At 38.0% G+C, this 22,760-nt stretch carries 16 protein-coding genes; 8 read left to right on the forward strand and 8 right to left on the reverse strand.

What is annotated here, in order from left to right; all coding sequences use genetic code 11:
* Positions 1–189 precede the first annotated feature (189 nt).
* Positions 190–795: a TIGR04211 family SH3 domain-containing protein gene (locus tag H5122_RS11880; protein ID WP_002958928.1), complete on the forward strand. Its 606-nt coding sequence runs from the start codon at positions 190–192 to the stop codon at positions 793–795.
* A gap of 32 nt (positions 796–827) precedes the next feature.
* Here H5122_RS11880 and H5122_RS11885 read toward each other — a convergent pair whose 3' ends face one another.
* From H5122_RS11885 to H5122_RS11905, 5 genes are all read right to left on the reverse strand, one after another.
* Positions 828–1,889, reverse strand: coding sequence for a DUF21 domain-containing protein (locus tag H5122_RS11885; RefSeq protein ID WP_024598984.1), 1,062 nt, complete (start codon positions 1,887–1,889; stop codon positions 828–830).
* A gap of 55 nt (positions 1,890–1,944) precedes the next feature.
* Positions 1,945–3,297, reverse strand: a complete 1,353-nt coding sequence (locus H5122_RS11890) for a magnesium transporter (RefSeq protein ID WP_101164203.1) — start codon at positions 3,295–3,297, stop codon at positions 1,945–1,947.
* Positions 3,298–3,612: 315 nt separating this feature from the next.
* Positions 3,613–4,362, reverse strand: coding sequence for an RIO1 family regulatory kinase/ATPase (locus H5122_RS11895; protein ID WP_182670808.1), 750 nt, complete (start codon positions 4,360–4,362; stop codon positions 3,613–3,615).
* Positions 4,363–4,495: 133 nt separating this feature from the next.
* Entirely contained in the window at positions 4,496–5,011 is a 516-nt protein-coding gene (locus tag H5122_RS11900; protein WP_223231670.1) for a MarR family winged helix-turn-helix transcriptional regulator, read from the reverse strand.
* Between the two features lie 106 nt (positions 5,012–5,117).
* Positions 5,118–6,785 (reverse strand): methyl-accepting chemotaxis protein, encoded by a 1,668-nt coding sequence (locus H5122_RS11905; protein WP_182682184.1) that lies wholly within the window; start codon positions 6,783–6,785, stop codon positions 5,118–5,120.
* A gap of 485 nt (positions 6,786–7,270) precedes the next feature.
* Between H5122_RS11905 and H5122_RS11910 the strand changes: the two genes are divergently transcribed.
* The 7 genes from H5122_RS11910 to pelG are packed head-to-tail and all read left to right on the forward strand — an operon-like array spanning position 7,271 to position 18,933.
* On the forward strand, positions 7,271–9,979 hold the full coding sequence (locus H5122_RS11910) for an endo alpha-1,4 polygalactosaminidase (protein WP_182682183.1): 2,709 nt from the start codon (positions 7,271–7,273) through the stop codon (positions 9,977–9,979).
* Positions 9,979–13,266 carry a tetratricopeptide repeat protein gene (locus H5122_RS11915; protein WP_182682182.1) on the forward strand — a complete coding sequence of 1,096 codons (3,288 nt, stop codon included), beginning with the start codon at positions 9,979–9,981 and terminating at the stop codon, positions 13,264–13,266. The genes H5122_RS11910 and H5122_RS11915 overlap by 1 nt, the downstream gene beginning before the upstream one ends.
* A 14-nt stretch (positions 13,267–13,280) precedes the next feature.
* Entirely contained in the window at positions 13,281–13,796 is a 516-nt protein-coding gene (locus H5122_RS11920) for a protein PelC (RefSeq protein ID WP_182682181.1), read from the forward strand.
* A complete protein-coding gene (locus tag H5122_RS11925) occupies positions 13,793–15,091 on the forward strand; it encodes a PelD GGDEF domain-containing protein (RefSeq protein WP_182682180.1) in 1,299 nt (432 codons plus the stop codon). The genes H5122_RS11920 and H5122_RS11925 overlap by 4 nt, the downstream gene beginning before the upstream one ends.
* Complete coding sequence (locus H5122_RS11930) at positions 15,088–16,071, forward strand: HEAT repeat domain-containing protein (protein ID WP_033020714.1); 984 nt, start codon at positions 15,088–15,090, stop codon at positions 16,069–16,071. Before H5122_RS11925 ends, H5122_RS11930 begins: the two co-directional genes overlap by 4 nt.
* Positions 16,064–17,581, forward strand: a complete 1,518-nt coding sequence (pelF, locus tag H5122_RS11935; protein WP_182682179.1) for a GT4 family glycosyltransferase PelF — start codon at positions 16,064–16,066, stop codon at positions 17,579–17,581. The genes H5122_RS11930 and pelF overlap by 8 nt, the downstream gene beginning before the upstream one ends.
* A complete protein-coding gene (gene pelG, locus H5122_RS11940; protein WP_182682178.1) occupies positions 17,569–18,933 on the forward strand; it encodes an exopolysaccharide Pel transporter PelG in 1,365 nt (454 codons plus the stop codon). Before pelF ends, pelG begins: the two co-directional genes overlap by 13 nt.
* Positions 18,934–19,208: 275 nt before the next feature.
* Here pelG and H5122_RS11945 read toward each other — a convergent pair whose 3' ends face one another.
* The 3 genes from H5122_RS11945 to H5122_RS11955 all read right to left on the reverse strand — a co-directional run bounded on the left by H5122_RS11945 (position 19,209) and on the right by H5122_RS11955 (position 22,736).
* On the reverse strand, positions 19,209–20,210 hold the full coding sequence (locus H5122_RS11945) for a D-Ala-D-Ala carboxypeptidase family metallohydrolase (RefSeq protein WP_154903679.1): 1,002 nt from the start codon (positions 20,208–20,210) through the stop codon (positions 19,209–19,211).
* Positions 20,211–20,221: 11 nt separating this feature from the next.
* Positions 20,222–21,547, reverse strand: coding sequence for a murein L,D-transpeptidase (locus tag H5122_RS11950; protein ID WP_182682177.1), 1,326 nt, complete (start codon positions 21,545–21,547; stop codon positions 20,222–20,224).
* 211 nt (positions 21,548–21,758) lie between these two features.
* Entirely contained in the window at positions 21,759–22,736 is a 978-nt protein-coding gene (locus H5122_RS11955; RefSeq protein WP_002958945.1) for a DNA topoisomerase IB, read from the reverse strand.
* Between the last annotated feature and the right edge of the window lie 24 nt (positions 22,737–22,760).

Below are 22,760 nucleotides of genomic sequence, written 5' to 3' on the forward strand. Positions count from 1 at the left end.
CTATCTAGGGGCAATTTAATCACAGCGTGAGGTTTGTAACCTAGTGGACTCGATAACTACTCCTGCGTTACCGTACTGGGTTACAATATCAGTCTTGCTATTGATCTATTTAATCCATACTATCTAACTACTTATGTGAAATAAAAATCACGTTCATAACGGACGCAGTTAGATCAACAAGGTAGATAAATGCTAAAACATTGTTTATTAGGGCTACTTTTAACAGCCACCACATTCATGAGTTATGCACAAGAAGCACAACCTGCAAATTCAACGAATGCAAACACCGCTTATATTATCGATAATCTATACACTTTTATGCGCTCTGGGGCGAGTAAAAATTATCGACTACTCGGCTCTGTAGATGCTGGAACAAAGTTAACCTTGTTATCAAATGAAGAAAACGGCTTTATAAAAATAAAAGATGATAAAGACCGCGAAGGCTGGATAGAAACTAAGTTTATTACTAAAACAGCTGGCTTACACCAACAGTACAAAACACTAAGTAGCGAAATGAGCACTATGCAAGAAAAGCTACGCCAAGCTCAAATAGAACTTCCACAGCTACAAGAACAAAATCAAACTTTAACAGATCAAAATCTGCAGTTATCTGCTCAAATTACTAAGCTTAAAACAACGCTAGAGCAAGAGCGCACTCAAAAAGAAGCTGCTAGCTCAAAAGAGAAACGCCAGCTACTTACTTACGGTGGTGCTATTGCGTTTTTAGGCCTGTTTTTAGGTATTATATTAACGATAGTGCTGTCACGTCGTAAGCGCTACGAAGGTTGGGCGTAAAGCTCCATCCAACTAAATACAAAAAAGCCGCTTTATAGCGGCTTTTTATTCTCTGTATTTTCATGCAGTTCGAGTTTTGGTGCACTCATACCTTTGAGTAACCGACCAAATATATCAGCGCCGGTAATAATGCGTTTCACGTCGCTCCACACTAATACCACATCGTGATCAATGGCCCCATCAAACGATTTATCTAAAGAATGATTAGCTCGTATTTTTAAAATCACTTCACTCAAACGCATCGCTTCATCAGCAACAATTATAGGTCTGTGACAATAATGATAAGGGTCAAACGTATCTGGCTCAAATAACGCTGATCTTAAAAAACCGTCAGCATCTACCACTAATAAAGGCCAACCGTCTTCATTGGTAATGATCACCCAGTTATAACCTGACTTATGTAGTTTGCGTAAAAACTCATTATCAGTTGTTAATGTAAGGTCTGGGAAAATAGGTAAATCAAGCTTAGTAGGCAAAGCAATAATAGAGTCTGGATCAATTACCTCACCCTCTTTGGTTACGCTTATTTCATCTAAGCTAAAAAAGTTAAGCGCGCCTATTCCCTCAACGTGTTGAACATCAGCTTCTTCAGCCTCTATGTGTTTGCGAATAATACCCCTGAGCTCACTTTCAGCAAAGTACGTAATCCCCTCTTTACCTAACCATGCATCGAGTATTAAAGCCGTTGGCTTAGCAACTATATAAAACAGAATCTGATAAAACTTGATTAACGGCGAAAGTAGGCTTGCCATTTTTAACGCATTACGCGAAAAATAAGCCTGCGGTGTTATTTCACCAATAATAGTAATTGCGATAGTTGAGAATAAAAACGAACTTGCGCCCATTAATACCGAATCAGAAAGTAGTGTAAGTAGTACGTTAATACCTACGTTACCCCACAAAATAGTCGACAATAAAAAGTTAGAGTCGTTTCGAAGGGCCATTACTTTTATGGCCGCCTCGTTCCCTTTTGCACTTTCCATTTCAAGCTGAAGCCTACTTAGTGAAAAAAACGCTAAGTTTAAGCCCGAAAATATTGCCGATTGTGAAATACACAAAGCAATTGCACACCAAATCATGACTTCAAAGGTCATTGTATTTTCCTGTTAGTAATACCAATTCACTTAATTAAGCGAATTGGTATAAGGCTTATAAAAGCAATAAACTGCCTAAACCTAAAAAGGTAACAAACCCAACAATATCGGTAACGGTAGTTAAAATTACCGAACCAGATAACGCAGGATCAATTTTCATTTTGTCTAAAATAGACGGAATAACAACACCTGCTAGTGACGCGGCCACTAAATTCAATAATATGGCTACCGTAATCGTAATACTAAGCATTAAGTCGTTAAACCATAAAAAGGTTAGTAGGCCTATTACAAACGCCCATACCAAGCCATTTACAGCGCCAACACGCAGCTCTTTTTTTAGCAACGCATTACGGTTTGAATCTGTAACTTGTCCAAGCGCTAAACCTCGCACAATAACGGTTAATGTTTGACTACCTGCAATTCCCCCCATAGAAGCGACCACTGGCATTAATACAGCTAGTGCTACAACTTGTTCTATCGTTGCGCCAAATAAACCGATAAACCACGACGCTAAAAAGGCAGTAGCTAAATTAATACCTAACCAAATGCCACGGTTTTTAGCACTTTTTCGCACACTTGCGAACAGGTCTTCGTCTTCACGTAAACCACCGGCTTTAGCGGCTGCTTCATCAGCAACTTCTTGTCGTAATTCATAAGCAGAGGCAATGGTTAATCGCCCAAGTAATTTGTTATCAGCATTAACCACTGGCAGTGCCATTTTTTCACTGTGGATCACCACCTCTGCCGCTTCATATAAATCATCATCAGCATGGAGCAATGAAAAGTCATGATTTGCCAATGTCATTAAATTATCGGTGTCGCTGGCTTTTATTAAATCATTTACCGCAACCTCACCTATTAAACTACCCTTGCGGCTTACTAAATAAATAACTTCACTGTATTGCGGTAAACCTTTATGTAGCAATTTTTTAGCACCACCGGCTGTTAGCTTCTCCGATACTTTTAAAAAGTCAAAACCTAACCAGTGACCTAATTGCTCTGGCGGGTATTGCTGCGCTAAATCATATTGTTTGGTTTGCGCTTCATCGAGTTGCTTTTTTGCATACTCAACAAATCGCTCTGGTATAACTTCTTCAAGTTCCAGTAGCTCTTCTACATTAACTTCATCAAGAAGTTTAAAAGCCTCAGTGTCTTCTAGCGTTTGTAGCAACCACAAACAACTATCTTCACTTAAATTAACAAAAATTTCGTGTTGCGTGTCTTCATCAAGCAACTGCCAAATTTCAAGTCGTTGTTCTTTTGGTATCGCCTCAAAAAGTAATGACAGGTGCTCTGTTGAAAGCGTTAACTGCGCATCTGCTAATAATTTATTTTTGCGTTCTGTTGTATCGCATTGCAATAAATCATTTATGAGCTGTGGAAGTTGGTCTACCGGATACTCAATCATCTTAAAACCTTAAAATTTAAAAGCGCACATTATTTATAGTCTACTTGAACAATAAAAAATTGCAGAAAAAACGTGAACTTATTAAGCATGCGCAAGCTATTTTTGCGCATTGTATGGGCAAACTAAATGCAGTACTAATATTTATTTTAAAAAATTAAAAAAACAGTAAAAGGAATTATTTTTGAGGGATTAAACAACAAGAAAGCAAACTAAAGGGATTACTTATAATAAAAAAAAATCCCATATTAGCTAGGCTAATATGGGCAAAATCACACAATGAATTAGGTGTTTTTAAATTACGGTTTATGCTTTAAATTAAAGTCTATCAGTAATATTTCGTACTAAGTCAGAATCTACAAATTGAGTAATAAGTGCAGCGCCCCACGCATAGCCTCGCTGTATTGGGTAACCTTTAAAAATCCAGCGTTTACGCACGTGATTAAAGCGCTCTAAATAGTCTTGCTTTTTTTGTGGCAGAGGCTGCTCACCCAATTTATTCCATGCTTTATATACGCCTGACATGTCAGATCCTCGCATAAAGCGTTGCAACCAACGTGGAAAACGAGAAAAGCTAATAGTGGACTGAAAATCAATAAAGTAAGGTTTACCGTCTGCGCCGCATAAAATATTACCCATATTACGCAAGTCTAAATGCACGATGCCTTTGCGATGCATTTTTGCTACTTGACGCTCAAGCTCACTAAAAAAGTTAACAGGTAGTGTTTTGTCTTCATGAATTAAAGCGCGCAGTGGCGTGCCTTCAATATAGTTATAAGCAACCGCTATCGGCGACAATCTACAAAAGCGGTTAGCAACTGCATCAAGCTCTGCTAAACGGCTCAACCCTTTATACTCTTGATTTACCGACATTCGTGCAAATGTTTTGCGGATAAACCAGGGGCTTTGGCTAAAATCTTTAACGATTAAATCAAATTCATTATCTTTATATCGATACACAATCGCGTTAGCAAAACGTCCCCTATGGACAACACTTAAGTGATGTTGCATAAAAGTATGTTCTGGAAATTGCTGTTGTAATTGTACTAACAAATTATTTTCAATCATAACAAACCTAACAAGATGATAACTTTAATTGCCTAGGCAACTATATTATCAAAGTTAGATTCTGCGCACAATCAGATCAACTAATTAGCACGCTAACTTTCTATTGAAACAGTATCGCTATTTTATTGATAATCTACTTTTGGGGGGAGTCTGGCAATGAATCAAGATTATTTATAGCTTTGAATAGTAAGTCGATTATTTGGTTTTTTTCTGGCTCTGAAAAACCATTTAATGCTTGCGCATAGACTTCGTTCACTACAGGCATAATTTCAGGACAAAGAGCTTTACCTTTTTCACTTAAACACAAAATAGTTGAGCGCTTATCAAGCTCACATTGCGTTTTAATAATGAGTCCTTTTTCTTCAAGTCGGTTTAGTAAGCGGCTCATAGCGCCACGATCATAAACCATATATTCGCAAAGTCCTGCAAGCGTATTAACCGACTCTCTCGCAAGTAGTACAACCACAATATATTGCGCAGAAGTTAAGTCCATAGGAAGTAACTTGGCATCAACATGAATGGCTAATCTCGAACGTAAAAAAGAGACTAAACGCCCCAAATCTTGCTCTGGCGCTAACTCTTCTCGAGTACAACGTTTAATTGATGGCATGTTTTGCATGGTTATTTCACTGTATAGGTATATTTGCATGCTGATAGACCTTAACGCATGCAAAAAATTCAATAATTTTTATAAAAAATCGCCCACAAAAATAAAGCCGCTATTAGCGGCTTTTAGTGTAGGGCTTTGAGCTTTGTTAAATCTTAAACTGGCCAACTAAGTGTCCTAAGCTTTCACCACGCCTAGCTAAATGCTGACCTACCGAAGAGGTAGTTTTACTTGAAATAGTTAGCTCATTAACTATTTCTTGAATAGCAAATACATTACGGTTTATTTCTTCTGTAACGCTACTTTGCTCCAGCGCCGCTGTCGCAATTTGCGTACTCATGTCGTTAATTGATCTAACTGAGCTTGTTACCGCGCCTAAACTTTCTGAAATAGCACGAGAGGATTCAACAGAGCGATTACAACTACTTTGGCTTGCTTGCATTGCTGCAACTGCATCTGATACTAAGTTATGTAGCTCACTCAACATTTCACTAATCTCTAATGTGCTAACTTGAGTACGACTTGCTAGGCTTCTTACTTCATCAGCAACAACTGCAAACCCTCTGCCTTGCTCACCTGCACGCGCAGCTTCTATTGCAGCATTAAGTGCAAGTAAGTTTGTTTGCTCAGCAATTCCACCAATTACACTTAGTACGCTATTAATCTTTTTAGATTGATCACTGAGTGAATCAACCTGTTCAGCAGCTAAGTTAATTTCGCCCATTAAGTTTGAAACCTCACTGAGTGAAATATCAACACACTCTTGAGCTTTAGCAACTTCTTGCGTTGCCGCTTGAGTTGACTCTGCCACTTGGTTTGTATTTTGAGCCACCTCATGAGAAGTAGCCGACATTTCGGTAATAGCCGTCGCAACAAGATCTGTTTCATGATTGTGATTAAGTAACTTGTCTTCAATTAATCGTGTTTGTGTATTTATGTCACCAGAAGCTGTTTTTACGTCGTGTGTTACATCAACCACATTAGCAATAATGCCATGTAGCTTACTTACAAACATATTAAATGCTTCGCCAAGTTGACCTATTTCATCATTAGTATCAATGTCTAGACGCTTAGTTAAATCGCCCTCACCTTTTGCAATATCGTCAAGGCTTTGCGCCATGCGCTGTATTGGTTTTACCATTGTGTTTGCGGCAACTAACGCACATATAATTGTTAAAACAACCCAAAATAAAGCAATTAATAATAAGGTCATTACCTTATCATTCATGTGCTCTTGCATTGCTGTTTGGTATTTAAGTAGCTCTGCGTCTATATCATCCATATATGCGCCAGTACCAATCATCCAGTTTATGCCTGGTATCATTGCTGCATAGCCCATCTTTTCAACTAAGCCTGTGGTATTTGGTTTTTGAAAATGATAGTTAAAAGCGCCACCGCCTTTTCTAGCTTGCTCTAATAAGCCCACTATTATTTTTTTACCGTTAGGGTCAGTCATCCCTATTTTGTTTTGCCCTTCAATAGCATCACCTAGTAATGCATGAAAAACACTAATGCCATTGGTGTCGTATATAAAAAAGTAACCACCTTGGCCAAATGTTAAGCCTCTTAAAGCGTTTTTAGCATCTTGCTCAGAGCCATTTGCTAATTGATAGCGAACAATTTTGCTAGCAATTTCAATTTCGGTACTTAGTAACGTTTGCTTGTCACTTATTAACTTAGTTTGAAATGCTTCAAAATTTTGTTGCTGATTTTTATTCTCTAAATAATAAGAACTCAGCATTAAGCTGATCAAAAGTAGCATTAGCGGTAAAATAGCTAGTAACAGCAATTTGTTTTTCAAGCTTAAATTACTCATTTTCTCTCCGGGGTGTATAAATGCATATATAACGACAATTGCCAAAGTTATATTACGACTGTTTACTATGTTTTATTGGGTTTAAAACATAGTAAATAAAAAATTTGGTGGGAGTATACTCATACCATGCTCTGCGTGTTGATATTATAGTCACAAGGGAGGTATTTGAACACTAAAAACACTGCGACCTTTGTATTAATCAATATATTATTTACCACCCTTTTTGTTATATTCAAAATTCTAACGGCTGTATTGATCTAAAATTAATTTGATAGCGTATTGAGCGGCCCAATTGCTTCGTATGTAATGAGTTAAGTCATTAGCCATGTTAATATTGGTTTTAGGTTCATATAAATAATGAATATATAGATATCAAACTTCCATTAACATATAATAGTCCTATATTCCTAATACCAAACAACTAGATAAAAATTGGAACACATCACTTTGAGTCACAGTTATAATCAAATAAAAATGAATTATTAATGAAGTATATTTTATACCTTGCACTTTTAGTGTCGGCTCACGCATTCGCAACGCCTGTAAATAATAGTATCGCTTTTTACTACTCAGCGCCGATGCCATTAGCCGAAATGACCTTTTATTCTCGCGTTGTAGTTCAGCCTGACCTTGTGACTGAGCACGAACTCAATTGGTTTAAACAGCGTGACATAGCTGTTTATGCTTATTTAAGTGTTGGTGAGTCGTTTATTGAAAGTGAGTCCTCACTCGCAGTAAACCCTAACTGGAATAGTCACATTGCCGATTTAACATCTACGCATTGGCAACAACATGTGCAAAATAACGCAGCTACTTTAAAAGCTCGAGGCTTCAGTGGCTTGTTTTTAGATACCCTAGACAGCTATCAGCTTTTAGATGATAAGCACAGTAAATCAGATCAACAAAATGGCTTAGTCGCAATTATAAAGAGTCTGTCTGGCACGTTTAATAAACACCTTATCCTCAACCGAGGCTTTGAGTTACTACCTAGACTTACTGGTTTAGCCAGTGATTTAGTGGCTGAAGGTTTATATAGCCATTACAACCCAATCAATAATAGCTACAAATTAACCACCGAGAACGATCAAGCTTGGCTAAGTGCACAATTAAAAACGGCACAAAAGCTTGGTTTTAAAGTACAAGTTATTGATTATGCACAGCCTGACAACCGTCTTGCTATGGCGCAAAAAATAAAACAGGCAGGTTTTATTCCCTGGGTAACTGATGGGCACTTACAAACATGGGGTACATCAACTATATCACCAGTACCAAGACGCATCCTCATTCCGTACAACAGTAACGTAAAGCCACTCATTTACACTACCGTACATTTAAAACTAGCGACCATGATTGAGTATTTGGGATATATACCTGACTACATAGATATGGCAAAGCGCGACTTACCTTTGGTTGATCCTAGCTTGCATGCAGGTATTATCTCGTGGACCACAAGCGATACGTTTTACACACCAACACTAAACAATTGGCTTGAAGCTAATTTAGGTGTTGTACCAGAACTCATTTTAGGCGAGTTACCACAATCAACTAAATTATTATTAAGCTTAGGTATTGAGTCGTTAAACACATTACCTGAAGGTCCATATAAACAAGATAGCTTTGCACCTTGGCTCAAAGGGGAGTCAACAACACCTCCCCCTATTGTTAAACCATACTTACTTAAATTAGCAACTGATGCGACTCCTCTAATAACAATAAAGTCTGCTAATAATATAAGTATTTTACAAGCGGCTAAAACTAAATATGGTGCAGTCGTGGCCGCTCCTTGGTTAATTGACACATTTCCGATGGAAGGCAGCAAATGGGTTATTGATCCGCGTACATTGCTTACTCAAGCAATGGGGTTACCACCTATATTAGTGCCAGATACAACCACCGAAAGCGGCAGGCGAATGCTTACTTTGCATATCGATGGAGATGGATTTACAAGTATTGCCCACTACGCAGGTAAGCCTTATTCAGCAGAAGTAATTCGAGATGAAATAATTAAACACTACAAACTACCGTTAACGTCATCAGTGATCCAAGCTGATATTGAAGAAGGCGGTATTCATTCTAAACAAAGTGCCAAACTCGAAGGCATTGCGCGTAGTATTTTTAACCTGCCTTACGTAGAAGTTGCTTCACACACTTATAGTCATCCCTATTTTTGGACAGCACTATCTGGGCGAAAAAAAATAGATGAAGACGACACAGATTACGGTTTTCATCTAGACGTGCCTGGCTACAACACAATTAGCCTTAAAAAAGAAATTACCGACTCGATAAAGTACATTAATGACAAGCTCGCACCTAAAAATAAAAAAACAGTAATGATGCTATGGTCAGGGGACGCAACACCTGGCCCAAAAGCACTTGAACTTGCTCGTGACGCTGGTGTGTTAAATGTCAATGGCGGTAATACTGATGTAAATGCTGATAACCCAAGCCTTTCTCACATCTCCCCTATCGGTCGCCCTGAAAGAGATTTGCTGTATCAAATTTACGCCCCCATATTAAATGAAAATGTTTACACAAACTTATGGCATGGCCCTTATTACGGCTTTAGACGCTTAACCGAAACATTCGAAATAACAGAAAAGCCATATAGGTTAAAACCTTACACTATTTATTATCACTTTTATTCAGGTGAAGTTCTTGCGGGCTTAGACGCTCTTAAACACAACATTGATTATGTTTTAGCAAGGCCAAATACACCGGTGCATTTAAGCCACTATGCAAAAGTAGCAAAAGATTTTTACTTTTCTGCACTTGCTAAAAATAGTAATAATGAATGGTTATTTAGCTCAAAGTACATTCGTACTCTGCGCATACCTAGCGATTTTGATGTGCCAAACATAGCTCAAAGTGAAGGAGTATCTGGTGTAACTGAAAAAGGTGACTACATACATATTATAAATAACATAGCTCGCCTTAGCTTTGATCATAGCCAAAATAGTGAAAAACCTTATTTAGCATCTGCAAATGTTGTTATTGATAACTGGCAAGTTAACGGACCGGTTAGTTTTAAAGCATGGGTGCCCGCTTCACTTGATTTAATTAATGCACGTTCTTGCGAATTTGTATCTAATTTGGGTGAGCGCTTCAAAGGTATTAATCGGGGTAAATTAACACATTTTAAAATACCTACAGGTGACTTTTATGGTTACCTTAACTGCAACGGATCTGCTCTATAATGAATACTAAAAAGCGCCCTCAGTTAATTTCTATAAAAACAATATTAGCGATACTAGCTGTAAGTTGTTTTGCACTTTATGCGTTATTTCCCCATACCTTATTTTTTGAAGATGATGCACTTTCACAAGATTATACCTTTGAGAAATCTTACCTTAATGCAGCGCTCAATACAGAGCCCGACAACGAAAAGCTTCGCGCTAAATTGGTTGAGCTACATATAGGGCTTAGTGAGTATTCACAAGCCACTAACGAGCTTGAAAAGCTACCTAGAGGCGAGCGCAAAGCAACACTTGAAATAAAGTTGCTTTACTCATTATGGCTAGCAAGTGGTGCTAAAGTTGACGACCGCTTTGAAGAGCTATCATTAAAAATAGGAGCTCATAAAAATTGGAACGAACAAATACTGACAATTGCAAAAGCCGTTGGGTTAAACGCAAAAGTTGCTCAGTATTATCAAAAAAATAAACAGCCACTCCTTGCAGCCGATTACTGGTTAAGCGCAGGGGAACCTGACAAAGCATTCGCTATTTATAAAACAAATATAAATGCTGACATTGCAGCTAAAGCGATTGAAACTGCACTTGGCGCAAATAATCCGATTCAAGCTTATGCATGGTGGAGCACCTACGGTGACAAAGCCGATGTTAAACGCACCCTTTATTTAGCAAACTTGGCTGGCAACACAGAAGATGCAGCTCAAGCTATTGAAAGCTTATTAAAGACCTATCCAAATAACTGCGAGTACTTAACACAAGCAATGCACCTGCGTTTAGCAAATGGAAATGCAAAAGGGGCTGAGCAATTACTTGCAAAGTTATTACTACAAAGCCCAGATGACAAAGAGCTACATTTATTAAATTGGAAGATAAAGCGCTGGCAAAACAAGCCTAAAGAAGCACTTCGAGAGTTTAAATGGCTAATGTCGAACAGAGCTGTAACACCAGCGATGCTTACCGATAGTATTAACGATGCCACCGCTTTATATTTATACCAAGATGCTAATGATATATACGAATATAAAGCCCAAAATAGAAATCTAAAAGGAAATGGCTTTGCTAATTGGATGCAAGCTAACGAATTTATTGGTAACACAAAGCAAGAGTTAAATAATATTGAACGCTTTGAGCAAATAAATGGTAAAAGTGCGTTATCACAATATTGGAAAGCAAAAGTACTTCACGATACTGGTAATTTAAAAGCATTAAGAGCTTTGTGGCCTACATATAAAGGGCCTAAAAATGAAGAAGATTTACTTTGGATTGCCCGCGCATTTTGGCTAGAAGATGACTTTTCTACAGCTCTGCAAGTACTAAAAAACAAACATGAAAGTTCTGACGATGAGTTTTGGAGTGCCAATGTAGACATGGCAATGCGAGTCCAAGACAAAGCTCATGAGCTATATGCATTAGAGCAGTTACAACAAATAAGCCCTTTAAGCGTAGGCGACATGCTGCACTACCAACAATTGCGCTTTGAAGGTAGGCCTCAGGAGCTTCTTGATTATTTATGGAAAAGTGAGTCGCAAACTGACCGTCAATTGATTCAAATTGCATTATTAAGCACACAAGTAAATGATGCTAAATCAGTTGCACGTATTCATGCTGAACTTGATAAACAACGATATAATAAAGCTCTCTATCCTGCTTGGTTAATTCTTTCTAATTGGTATCAAAACCAAAGTGATTTAAATTCAGCTTATACAACTTTAAACCGCGCTGCTAAACTAAGCGAATATGACTCTGATGTTGTGCTTGCACAAGGTTGGCTAGCGCTGCAAATGCATGACACTGTAATGATTGGCCGCATTTTAACGCGCTATTCTCAAAGCGACACTTCCTATGCGTGGACGCAGCTCTTAGCTAGCCTATCTATTCACGAAAAGTCATATAACAGTGCCTACTTTTATTTGCGTAAATTGGCCATTGCAGATCCAAGTGACTTAACAACACTGGTTAACTTAGCCGATGTAATGAAACAACTTGGATATTATGCAAATGCTGCTGAACTTAATCACTATTTACTGCAACACTTACCTAAAGATAAATATGCATACAGAGGCTTAATGTTTCGCTGGGCGGGCGCGATGGCTGTTCCTCATTTAATGCAATTAAACACAATGGAAGAACTTGCCCCCGACACTATTGGTGAGCCCCAAACAAACTGGTGGTTAGCACGCCGAGCTGCACAAAAATTAGAGCCATGGCAAAAACTACAACTTTATATGACCAACGGCGAATTTAATAAAGCGAAACAGCTTATAGCTGAAGGTTCACTAAGCAAACTAGATGAGCTAAACGCCCTACTCTATTTAAAACAACCCTATGCCACCATGCAACGTTGGTACGAAGAACTCACTGGCGAGGCAAATGAATCGCAATTGAGTTTACTCAGAAATGCACGCGTATCCTATTTTAGAGCGCTTGAAATAAACCTATCGCCAGAGGCTGGTTTAAACAGTAGCCAGTACGATGTAAACGTTTATTTTCCTTATGCTAATGGGCAATGGAAATTAAGTTTAAGTAATCAGCAAAACCTTGATAACAACGGATTACTGTTTGCGATAGAAGATAAAATGACATTTGGTCGTTGGTATTTTGATGCAAAAATAGATTCGCACCAAGGCAGCTTAGTTAGCCGCCAAGGTCTTAGCATAGACTCTCGTTATCAATGGGATTCACGAACACAGGTAGGTTTAAAGCTTGAATATAATGTTGAAAACCGCCAATCAGAAGCACTACTTAGCTATGCTCAGCTAGATAAAGCCACGGCCTATGTTAATTACAATATTGATGGTAGACAAAACGTACAGCTATCAGCAGCAGCGATGTCTTTTTCTCGAAGAAGCGATGGCAGCTCACTAATAAACGGCCAAGAATATAATGCTCGTTACCAATACAGCATTTTAAAAGACCGCCCAATTTGGAACGCTTATTTTAGTGCGCAATGGCAAGACTTTGAACGTGTTAATGCATTAATAAATACAGATTCAAGCAGAAGACCGCTAAGAGTTGACCTTCAACCATTTAGACGTTTTGCACTAGGGACCTCATTTGCTTCAACTGGCTCATTAGAACCTCCTTATTTAGGCGCAAGCCCTTCGTGGTTATTTGATATAAGTACTGGCTATCAAACACTTAACGATACAGTAGATGTATCAGTTTCAAGTGGCGCAGGTTGGTCTGTACTGGGCGATGATTTATTTAAATTACAGCTGGGTTACCAAAGTAGTAATAAAGTGGGTAACTCAGATACACAATTACAATTAGGTTATTACGTACATTTTTAATGTTAGGAGAGAGTATGTTTCGTTTAATTATACCGTGTTTGGTATTACTATTATCAGCATGTACCACCAGCAGAGTTGCTGATGATATAGAGCTTAGCCCTTCGAAAACAGTGGTACTAATGCCGCTTATTAATCATGCTCAAACACCGCTTGCCGGTGAGCGTGCTGAAGATATTTTAGCCAGTATTTGGCAACAAAATAAATTACCAACTCTAATACGTGCACCTCGCGTAAACAGCAAAGAGCTTCCACCGCTGGATGATCAATACCGTTTAGACAATGCTATGCAATGGTTAAGCACTCAACAAGCTGACTATGTACTAACAGGCAGCATTGAAGAGTGGCGTTATAAAGCAGGGCTTGATGGCGAACCTGTTGTTGCACTTACATTATCACTCACTGTAAATGGACAAACCACACCAGTTTGGACAGGTACTATTGCTAAAAGTGGCTGGGGCCGCGATAGCATTGCAGCAACAGCACAAGATGTGATTGCCGATTTAATTTCTTATATAGAGGTTAGTGAGTGAAAACACATTTCCTTAGACCAAGAGACGTTCCTGAGCTACAAATATGGGCTGAGGTATTTATATTTACCGCGCTTGCTTTAGGGCTGCCTGTATTATTTAACGCACAGGACCCATTTTGGACTGAGGGAGGGTTTTCGTGGCCTGTACTTGGCCCACTTTTAGTTTCTTTACGCTATGGCTTTTCAAAAGGCTTTATTAGTATTTTATGTTTGCTTGTTGGCCAACTTTTTTTACTTCAAGCAAATATTTTATCACCGCAAAGCGACTTCAATATTAACGCTATGATTGGCTACATCATTGTAATTATGATCACTGGCGAATTTAGAGATGTGTGGGAGCGTACTAATCAGCAGCAAAGTATTCAGCTTGAGTACGTAACCGATCGCCTTGAAACATTTACTCGTCAGTATCATTTAATTAATTCATCTCACGATAGAATTGAGCAAATGCTAGCTGGCCATACGTTAAGTTTACGTGAATCGCTACAAGCAGTAAGAACCTCTATCGGGCTATTAAAAGAAAGAAGACTTGATAGCGCAGCGCAAAAAATAATCGACTTGTTTGTTGAGTACGGTTCGCTAGAAAGAGCGGGGTTATATAAAGTTGAAAACGACAGTGTTTTAGAGCCACCACTTGCCTCTATAGGTAAAATGAGTCCAATAGCTAAAAACGATCCTCTTATATTAGCGATGATCGAAGAAAAAGAATTAGTATCGGTAAAAGACGAAAAAGCATCATCGGGTATAAGTAAATACCATATGGCAATCCCACTTATCGACGTAAACAATACTATTTACGGCGCTATTTTGGTTGAAAGAATACAATTTTTTGCGCTTAAAAATACAACTCTAACATTACTTGCTGTAATGGCTGGGCATATAGGCGATTTACTTCGTCATGAAATAACAAACCCAGTAATGACGTATGAAGAGTCTCCATACTTTATTCGCCAAGTTAAGCGCGCAAATAAAGAAGCAAAACGATACAACATTCCATCGCAGCTACTAAAAATAAAAGCCAACAATATTACTGATAAATCGACTCAACTTATGAGTTATTTAAGTGAAGCTCGTCGTGGTTTAGACATTTATTTATATGATGATAAAAATCAGATAATACTGTTATTAATGCCATTAGCTGATGAACTTGAAAAAGCAGGCTTTATTGCCCGAATGAACACTTGGTGTAAAGAGCGCACTGGTAGCACTTTAGCTGAGCTTGATATTGTTATTGAGCAACAACTCGCACTACCAATAAGCTCAGATGACATAAAGAGATTGGTTTCACTTTCATGATTATAATTATTGTAGCGGCTATTTTAGGGTGTATTTGTCAGTACTTTGCACTAATAGAAGTACTGGAAACACCTGATTGGTTTTTAGCTATACTATTGCATGCTATTGCTAGCATTCTTTTTGCTTTTGTTAGCTATTTCCTGATACCTAAAAAATACAAAACGACTCCTTATAGCTCTTTACTACTCATGTTTTTATTGTTGTTTACATTGCCAGTACTTGGAATTATAGGCGTTGTAGTAGCGCTTACGTTTGCTCTGTGTAAACCACTCAAAAACGATGACATAGAAATTGAAGAGCATAAAATACCTGAGCTTCCTTTTGAAGCCAGAGCAATATCAGCAAACCCGACCTATTCTATGGGCGGACTTAAAGCAATTTTGAAGCATGCTAGTGAACCAAATAAACGTCTAAGTGCCGTAATGGCGGCTCGTCACATGAGTGACTCACAAGCTATTCCTATTTTAAAGCTAGCACTTAAAGATTTAGAAGATGATATTCGCCTACTCGCCTACTCAACCCTTGATGGTAAAGAAACCAAACTCAACGAAAAAATCAGTTTGTACCAGCAAGAAATAGCCATTACGACTAAGCAGCCAAAGTTAAGTAATTTACAAAAACAACTAGCCGAACTTTATTGGGAACTTAGCTACTTAGGTTTAGCACAAGGTGCGCTTCGTAAATACGTTTTAGAAAAAGCCGAAGCACTTGCACAGCAAAGTATTGAGCACGTAAAAACACCTGCAACCTTTATATTTTTAGGGCGTATATCTTTAGCCTTAAACAAATACGAAATAGCCCATGAGTACCTACTCAAAGCAACTGAGTCGGGCATGGCAAGGCGTCATGTTCTCCCTTATAAAGCCGAAGTTGCCTTTTGTATGAACAAGTTTGACGACTGTAAACGTTACTTAAAAGAACTCCCAGAACAACCTAAGGGCAGTGAATTACGTCATTTACAGGAGTATTGGCATGAGTAACAAAAATGCAGACATTTTACTGCTTTTAGAAGGTACTTACCCTTATGTGCGTGGTGGCGTATCTAGCTGGGTTCATCAAATAATTGAAGGGTTACCTCATTATAACTTTGAGCTTGTTTTTATAGGTGGAGCGCCAGAACATTATGGCGAGATTCAATATACCTTGCCTGAAAACGTTACCAAGCTGCATGTTCATTACTTAGTACAAAATGATACCTCTGAAATAAAAGCTAAGCACGGGGTTAAATATAAAAAAGAACTCTTTGATTTTTGGCAGCAACTACAAAAATATTTTAGAGATTGTAACGAGCCAATCCCGACTGAATTATTAAAGTTTGCATTTGAAACTTTAGCTAAAAAAGACGGTATTAACGAAGCCGACTTTTTATATAGTGAATCGTCATGGCAAGTACTCACTAATTATTATTCAACTTTTTGTGATGAATCCTCTTTTATTGACTTTTTTTGGTCATATCGCAATTTATATAAACCGCTATTTAAAATAGCCGAAATTGCACGAGGGCTTCCTAAAGTTAAACTTATTCACTCAATATCTACCGGGTATGCGGGTATTTTAGGATCTGGCGCCAGTGTAATAAGTAATACTCCCTTTTTGTTGACCGAGCATGGTATTTACACCAAAGAGAGAAAAATAGATCTTATTCAAGCCAGTTGGATCAAAGAGTCAGAACAAAGCCTAGGTAAAAACTTAAATACCGAGATGGGCTTTATTCGCCGTATGTGGATCAGCTTTTTTGAGCAAATTGGCCGAACAACATACCAAGAAGCAGATAAGATCATTTCGCTATACGACGGTAACAGGCAGCGCCAAATAAAAGATGGTGCAGCGCCTGAAAAAGCATTTGTTGTACCTAATGGCATTAAAACAGTACGCTTTATTGAAGCGCTTGATCAGCGTCCAAAACAGATACCACCGGTTGTTGGGTTAATTGGACGTGTAGTGCCTATAAAAGATATTAAAACCTTTATACGTGCGATTAAAGAAGCGCAATCGATATTACCAGAGGTCGAAGGCTGGATCATCGGCCCTTATGAAGAAGATCCGCAATATTACAAAGAGTGTGAACTACTTGTAGGCAGCCTTGATTTACAAAACAGTGTTAAGTTTTTAGGTATGCAAGATATTACCAAAATTTTGCCTAAGCTCGGAATTGTTGCTTTAACCTCGATTTCCGAAGCGCAGCCTTTAGTACTTTTAGAAGCAATGGCGGCCGGTGTGCCTGTACTGGCTAGTGATGTTGGCTCGTGCCGCGAAATAATCGAAGGCGGAACCGATGAAGATAAAGCATTAGGTAAAGCAGGTGAAGTTGTCTCAATTGCTTCTCCTAGCGAAACAGCACAACAAATATCAAATATGCTAACAAATGAGCAAGCTTGGCTTGAGTATCAAAAAAGTGGTTTAGACCGCGTACAAAAATTTTATGACGAGAGCCACATGTTTGCCCGTTACGATAAACTTTATAAGGATACAATGGCATGGCCGGAATAGGTTTTGAGATACGAAAAATTCTCAAAAAAAATACCCTGCTCTCAGTTTTTGAAGCATACGGCTACGCAGGTTTAATAGGCTCAGGCCCCTGGCTGCTCTCTATTGTAGCGTTAATGCTAATTGGTATTTTAAGTTTAGGAATTGTATTACCTAAAGTACTTATTATTCAATTTTTAACGCTTGTTACCTACATGATGGCCGCCTCACTTATTTTAACGGGTGGCTTGCAGTTATTACTAACTCGGTTTATTGCCGATTTGTTTTTTCAAAAAGAAGAGGCAAAGGTACTGCCTAATTTACTTGGGGCACAGCTTGTAACAACCATAGCTGCGTTATTGGTGGGCTTAGCTGTATGGCCTATGCTCCCTATACCCGTTGTTACTAAGATTATAATTTTAGGTGCCTTTGTAAGCTTATGTAATCAGTGGCTTGGCGCTATTTTTCTATCAGGTATGAAAGAATACCGGTTAATTTTAATTACCATGCTAAGTGGTTACGCCTTTATGGTATTGCTTGCATATTTATTAAGAGACTGGCAGTTAGACGGCTTATTTTTTGCGTTTTTTGCAGGCGAAGCTCTGCTCTTTTTTAGCTTTTTGTTTATGATTATTCGCCGCTACCCAGGTGAAAAACTTATAAGCTTTGACTTTTTAAGCAATAAAAAAGTGTATTACAGCCTATTCTTTTGTGGTCTGTTTTATAACATTGGTGTGTGGGCTGATAAAATCATTTTTTGGTATTCGCCAAGCACATCAATTCAGATTATTGGCACGTTACGAGCCAGCCCAATTTACGACTTACCTATATTTTTAGCCTATTTGTCTATTATTCCCGGTATGGCAGTATTTTTAGTAAAAATGGAAACTGACTTTGTAGAAGAATACGACCGTTTTTACACAGCTATTAGAGAGGGTTCATCGTTAGAAGAGATTTACTATTTAAAAGACAATATGATCCAAACTGCACGTGCCGGTTTATACGATATATTTAAAATTCAAGGTATTACCGTTGCCTGCTTATTATTATGGGGCGAGCAAATACTTACCTTTATTGGTATTGATCCAAACTATAAAACGCTTTTATTTATTGATGTAGTTGGTGTGGGTGTACAAGTTATATTTTTGTCTATTTTAAATATTTTGTTTTATTTAGATAAACGCTCAACCGTCCTATTTTTAGCGGGGCTATTTTTGGTAATAAACGTTGTTTTAACTTTGCTATCGATCGCTTTTGGGCCGCAATTTTATGGTTACGGCTTTGCTCTCTCAACTATTGTTACCTCTGTTGTTGGGTTATTTTGGCTTTCTAAACAATTTGAAAATTTAGAATACGAAACGTTTATGCTGCAATAGCATAATATAAAGGCTGCTTATGCAGCCTTTATATTTAAAGCTTTTCATACAAAATTAAAATAATTAATTATTGGGAAGCGGCTGATACACACCATGTTTATAGCTCATATAAGCGCCTCAGTTTAAAGCAAAAAAGACTAGCTCAGTAAATAGATAAAATGTTTATAAAACAAAGGGCTTATAAAAACCAAGCTCCCCTACCTTGGCTTAGCTAATCTCTTGTACAATTAGACTTAGCTAGTTTAGCTTTATGCTAAATGAGGTAGCCGTTGCAATTATTTACTCACCCAACGCGCTTTAAAACCACGCGTATCAACATGTATAAATGCGCCTCTGTGCGACTTAGGCCCATAAATACCTAAACCACCTAGTAAACCTTTAAATGATTCACGTCTAGCTAACGACTCCACTATATCGGCCATCGCTTTAGCGTCACCAATTGAATGCTTACCGTCATTATTAATATCATCCATACGGTAGTTCCCATCGTTATCTATAAAAATATCGGCAGCATCACCAAATACATGTCGGCTAAGTTTTACATTGCCAATTGATTTGTTGTAGTACGGAGTTCTATAACCGCTCATAACCACCATATTACTAACCGGTATACCTTCTAAAATCAGTTCTTTGCGTATTTTTTCTAGTTTAAGTAACAACTTATTTTGTAAAAATAAATACTTTGGGTGCTTACTTCGCTGCTTACTAACAAATTCTTTTAGTGAAAAGTGAGGTGATATTTTTACGTTTTCATTTTCAGGCGTTACCTTAACAAAGCCATCGGGCACTATGTAGTGTGAAGCGTCTTTAATCTGTGAAGGTTTAGGATAGTGCCCAATGTGGTAATACTTGAGCTTTCCTCCTTCAACATTGTCTGCCGGTACTTTTACAAATACGTTGATTTTCATACGCTGTTTTTTATCGGGCGACTCAATAATTACCGTTGTTAAACCGGGCTCTTTGGGTGCTTGCCATTGCCAGCGGTTGGTGTCTGTAAGCTTAGATTTCCCCTGAGTGTTAATTAGTGTGTAAGCATTTTTTGATTGCGCAAAAAGCACTTCAAACTCAACTTGCTCTTTGGGCATTACAAATACTGAAAACACCGAATATGGCATAACTATATCGTTAATTTTCAGGCTAAATTCTGCATCTTCAAAGTTGGCTTTGTTTTTTATATCAACTACCTGATGCGCAGGCTTTGTAGGCGCGGCAGCAAATACACTATTGCTAAATATAATTGTAAATATGGCGATAGAAATATAATGAATAAATTGCATAAACCCTCTCATTATTTATTTTTTAACAAAGCAGCAATCACCGACTGTTCATCATTTTTTAATAGTGCTTTTTTATCGCGTTGATATATGTCATCTCTAAAGTTAACCAGCTTATTTTCGTCAACCCATGCAGTCCAATAAACTAAATGAATAGGAAGAGGCTCATCTAAATAAAACGTCTGAGTACTGTTTTGAGCAAGTGCGCTGTCCATATTATTGAGTGTTTGCGCTTCTCCTTCGTACTTAATAATTTCACGCGCTAACGAAAAAGGCTTTTCTATTCTTATACAGCCATGCGATAAGGCTCGGTTTGCTTGGCTAAAGCGGTGCTTTGCTGGCGTATCGTGAACATAAATTGCTTCGGCATTGGGGAATAAATACTTAACTTCCCCTAGGGGGTTTTCTTCACCAGCACGTTTTACTAAAAAGTGATCAAATTGGTACGGCTTAATAGAATCCCAATCAATATTGCTTGGATTAACAGTTTGTGAGTCTAGGTAGCTGTTTTTTCTAATTTCAATATTATTTTTTACAAGATAGTCAGGATCCTTGGCTACCTTTGGAGCAATTTCTTTGGTGGCAATTGAGGTGGGTATACGCCATTCAGGATTAACTACAAACTTTTCTATTTCGTCGCTAAATGCAGGTGTTTCCCAACTTGGTTTACCTACAATTACGTTATTTTTCAATTTCACATCGCCAGCTTTTACAAATCGTAAGCTGTATTCAGGAATATTTACATACACATATTGCTCATCACTTGCGCCTGCAAAGTTAGTTATTCTATAAAAGTTAAGTTTTAATTTATCGAGTTTTTGTTGTGCGGGCACATTAAGCGATGCAAAAGTACGCTTACCCACTCGGCCATCAACTTTTAAACCATGGCGGCTTTGAAATTGCTTAACAGCTTGCTCTATATCTTTATCAAACGTGCATATAGCTTCGTCGCACACGTTAATTTTTAAGTCACGCTCTTGATATAAACGCTGTGCAAGTAAGCCCACCTGTTTATTATTACTGCCTAGTTCAAGTAATTCATCGTTATATAAGTGTGTAAAACCACCTTTGTTAACTATTTCTTGATACCAATTAATGGCTTTTTCTGTACGTTCAATTAACTGCGCTGAATATTGGTCAAAGTAGTAGGTGTCATCAGCTTGCATGTACTTTTGTGAGTTATAAGTAGTTAGTGAAGAGTTAGCGAGTACCACACTTTCAAGCTCATTGGCAGCGAGAGTTGGTGCTGAGCATAAACCGCTCATGCCAATAAACAATGCAGTTATTAAAGTAAAACCCTTTGCTTTAGTATGCGCTTGATTTGAAAATGACCCCTTCACTGTGTACCTCCTCGCTAAATATCGTTGATAAATGCTTTTGTACTTACCACTAAGTAGTACTCTGGAGGTGCAACGGTAATGCCAAATTAAAGTTTTAAAATAAACAATTGAAATTTAATGACTTTTTAAAAAAACCTTATTCTAAACGTTAATAAATTAAACTAGAGAATATGTAATTAATATGCTCAAGTGTGTAAAGTTGCTATGGCAATTAATCTTTTAAAAAAGCTAAAAAACCACGTTCATAACGACTCAAGTACTTTGTTTTTCGTGGTAATGAAAGGGACTCTCTCCACGCAGTTTGAGTATCTTCATCTTCTTTACACAGCGTAATTAAATCGGGATGCACATAAGATTTGCGTGCTATAGCGGGAGTATTACCAAGTTGCTCAGATACGCTATCAAGCATGCTTTTTAAACTAAGCGCCCCTTTAGCTTTAGCTAATTGTTTGAATGCAATAACGCTTGCTCGCCAAGTTCTAAAGTGTTTAGCACTAAACTCCTCGCCCATTATTTGCTGAATGTATTGATTTATTTCACTTGATGTTACATTTGTGCGCTCACCTTCATTTATATACTGAAATAAATGCTGCCCGGGTAAATCTTGTAAGTCTTTTATAACATGGCTAAGCACCCTGTCGGTTATATTTACTTCACGTTCCTTACCTGATTTGGCACGATATTTTAGCTGAATATTTTTGCCCGTGAGTTTTGCATGGCGTGTTCGTAGTGTTGTCGCACCAAAACTTTTATTTTGCTTTACGTTACGCTCGTTACCTACCCTCAATGCACCTAAATCCATAAGTCTTACAACTGCCGCTAAAGTGCGCTCAATATTAAGCTCATCGCCTTGTAAGTCTGTTTCTAAACGCGCTCTTAACAAAGGGAGTTTATTACCAAATACTCCACATGCTTGGTATTTTTTAGCCTCTTGTTGCGCCCTAAATTCAGGATGGTAGCGGTATTGCTTTCGCCCCTTACTATCAAACCCTGTCGCTAATATATGTCCGTTTTCTTCTGGGCAAAACCAGGCGTTTTTATAGGCAGGCGGAAATGCCAATCCATTCAAACGATCAATCACATTTTGCTCTTTTATTTGCTTACCGATTGGATCAAAGTAAAGCCAACTTTTATGTTTAAGTTTACGCGTGATCCCTGGTAAATTATCGTCTACATAAATTAGCTTCATTAACCCTCCAGTTATATTTAAGCA

The sequence above is a fragment of the Pseudoalteromonas sp. SG43-8 genome (assembly GCF_014164245.1).
Classification (GTDB): Bacteria; Pseudomonadota; Gammaproteobacteria; order Enterobacterales; family Alteromonadaceae; genus Pseudoalteromonas; species Pseudoalteromonas distincta.

Excerpts from the sequence above, each read along its gene's own strand:
- H5122_RS11930 (WP_033020714.1), top strand. The coding sequence starts at position 15,088 with ATGATTATAATTATTGTAGCGGCTATTTTAGGGTGTATTTGTCAGTAC.
- pelF (WP_182682179.1), top strand. The coding sequence starts at position 16,064 with ATGAGTAACAAAAATGCAGACATTTTACTGCTTTTAGAAGGTACTTAC.
- H5122_RS11890 (WP_101164203.1), bottom strand. The coding sequence starts at position 3,297 with ATGATTGAGTATCCGGTAGACCAACTTCCACAGCTCATAAATGATTTA.
- pelG (WP_182682178.1), top strand. The coding sequence starts at position 17,569 with ATGGCCGGAATAGGTTTTGAGATACGAAAAATTCTCAAAAAAAATACC.
- H5122_RS11920 (WP_182682181.1), top strand. The coding sequence starts at position 13,281 with ATGTTTCGTTTAATTATACCGTGTTTGGTATTACTATTATCAGCATGT.
- H5122_RS11915 (WP_182682182.1), top strand. The coding sequence starts at position 9,979 with ATGAATACTAAAAAGCGCCCTCAGTTAATTTCTATAAAAACAATATTA.
- H5122_RS11945 (WP_154903679.1), bottom strand. The coding sequence starts at position 20,210 with ATGCAATTTATTCATTATATTTCTATCGCCATATTTACAATTATATTT.
- H5122_RS11895 (WP_182670808.1), bottom strand. The coding sequence starts at position 4,362 with ATGATTGAAAATAATTTGTTAGTACAATTACAACAGCAATTTCCAGAA.
- H5122_RS11885 (WP_024598984.1), bottom strand. The coding sequence starts at position 1,889 with ATGACCTTTGAAGTCATGATTTGGTGTGCAATTGCTTTGTGTATTTCA.
- H5122_RS11905 (WP_182682184.1), bottom strand. The coding sequence starts at position 6,785 with ATGAGTAATTTAAGCTTGAAAAACAAATTGCTGTTACTAGCTATTTTA.
- H5122_RS11955 (WP_002958945.1), bottom strand. The coding sequence starts at position 22,736 with ATGAAGCTAATTTATGTAGACGATAATTTACCAGGGATCACGCGTAAA.
- H5122_RS11900 (WP_223231670.1), bottom strand. The coding sequence starts at position 5,011 with ATGCAAATATACCTATACAGTGAAATAACCATGCAAAACATGCCATCA.
- H5122_RS11880 (WP_002958928.1), top strand. The coding sequence starts at position 190 with ATGCTAAAACATTGTTTATTAGGGCTACTTTTAACAGCCACCACATTC.
- H5122_RS11910 (WP_182682183.1), top strand. The coding sequence starts at position 7,271 with ATGAAGTATATTTTATACCTTGCACTTTTAGTGTCGGCTCACGCATTC.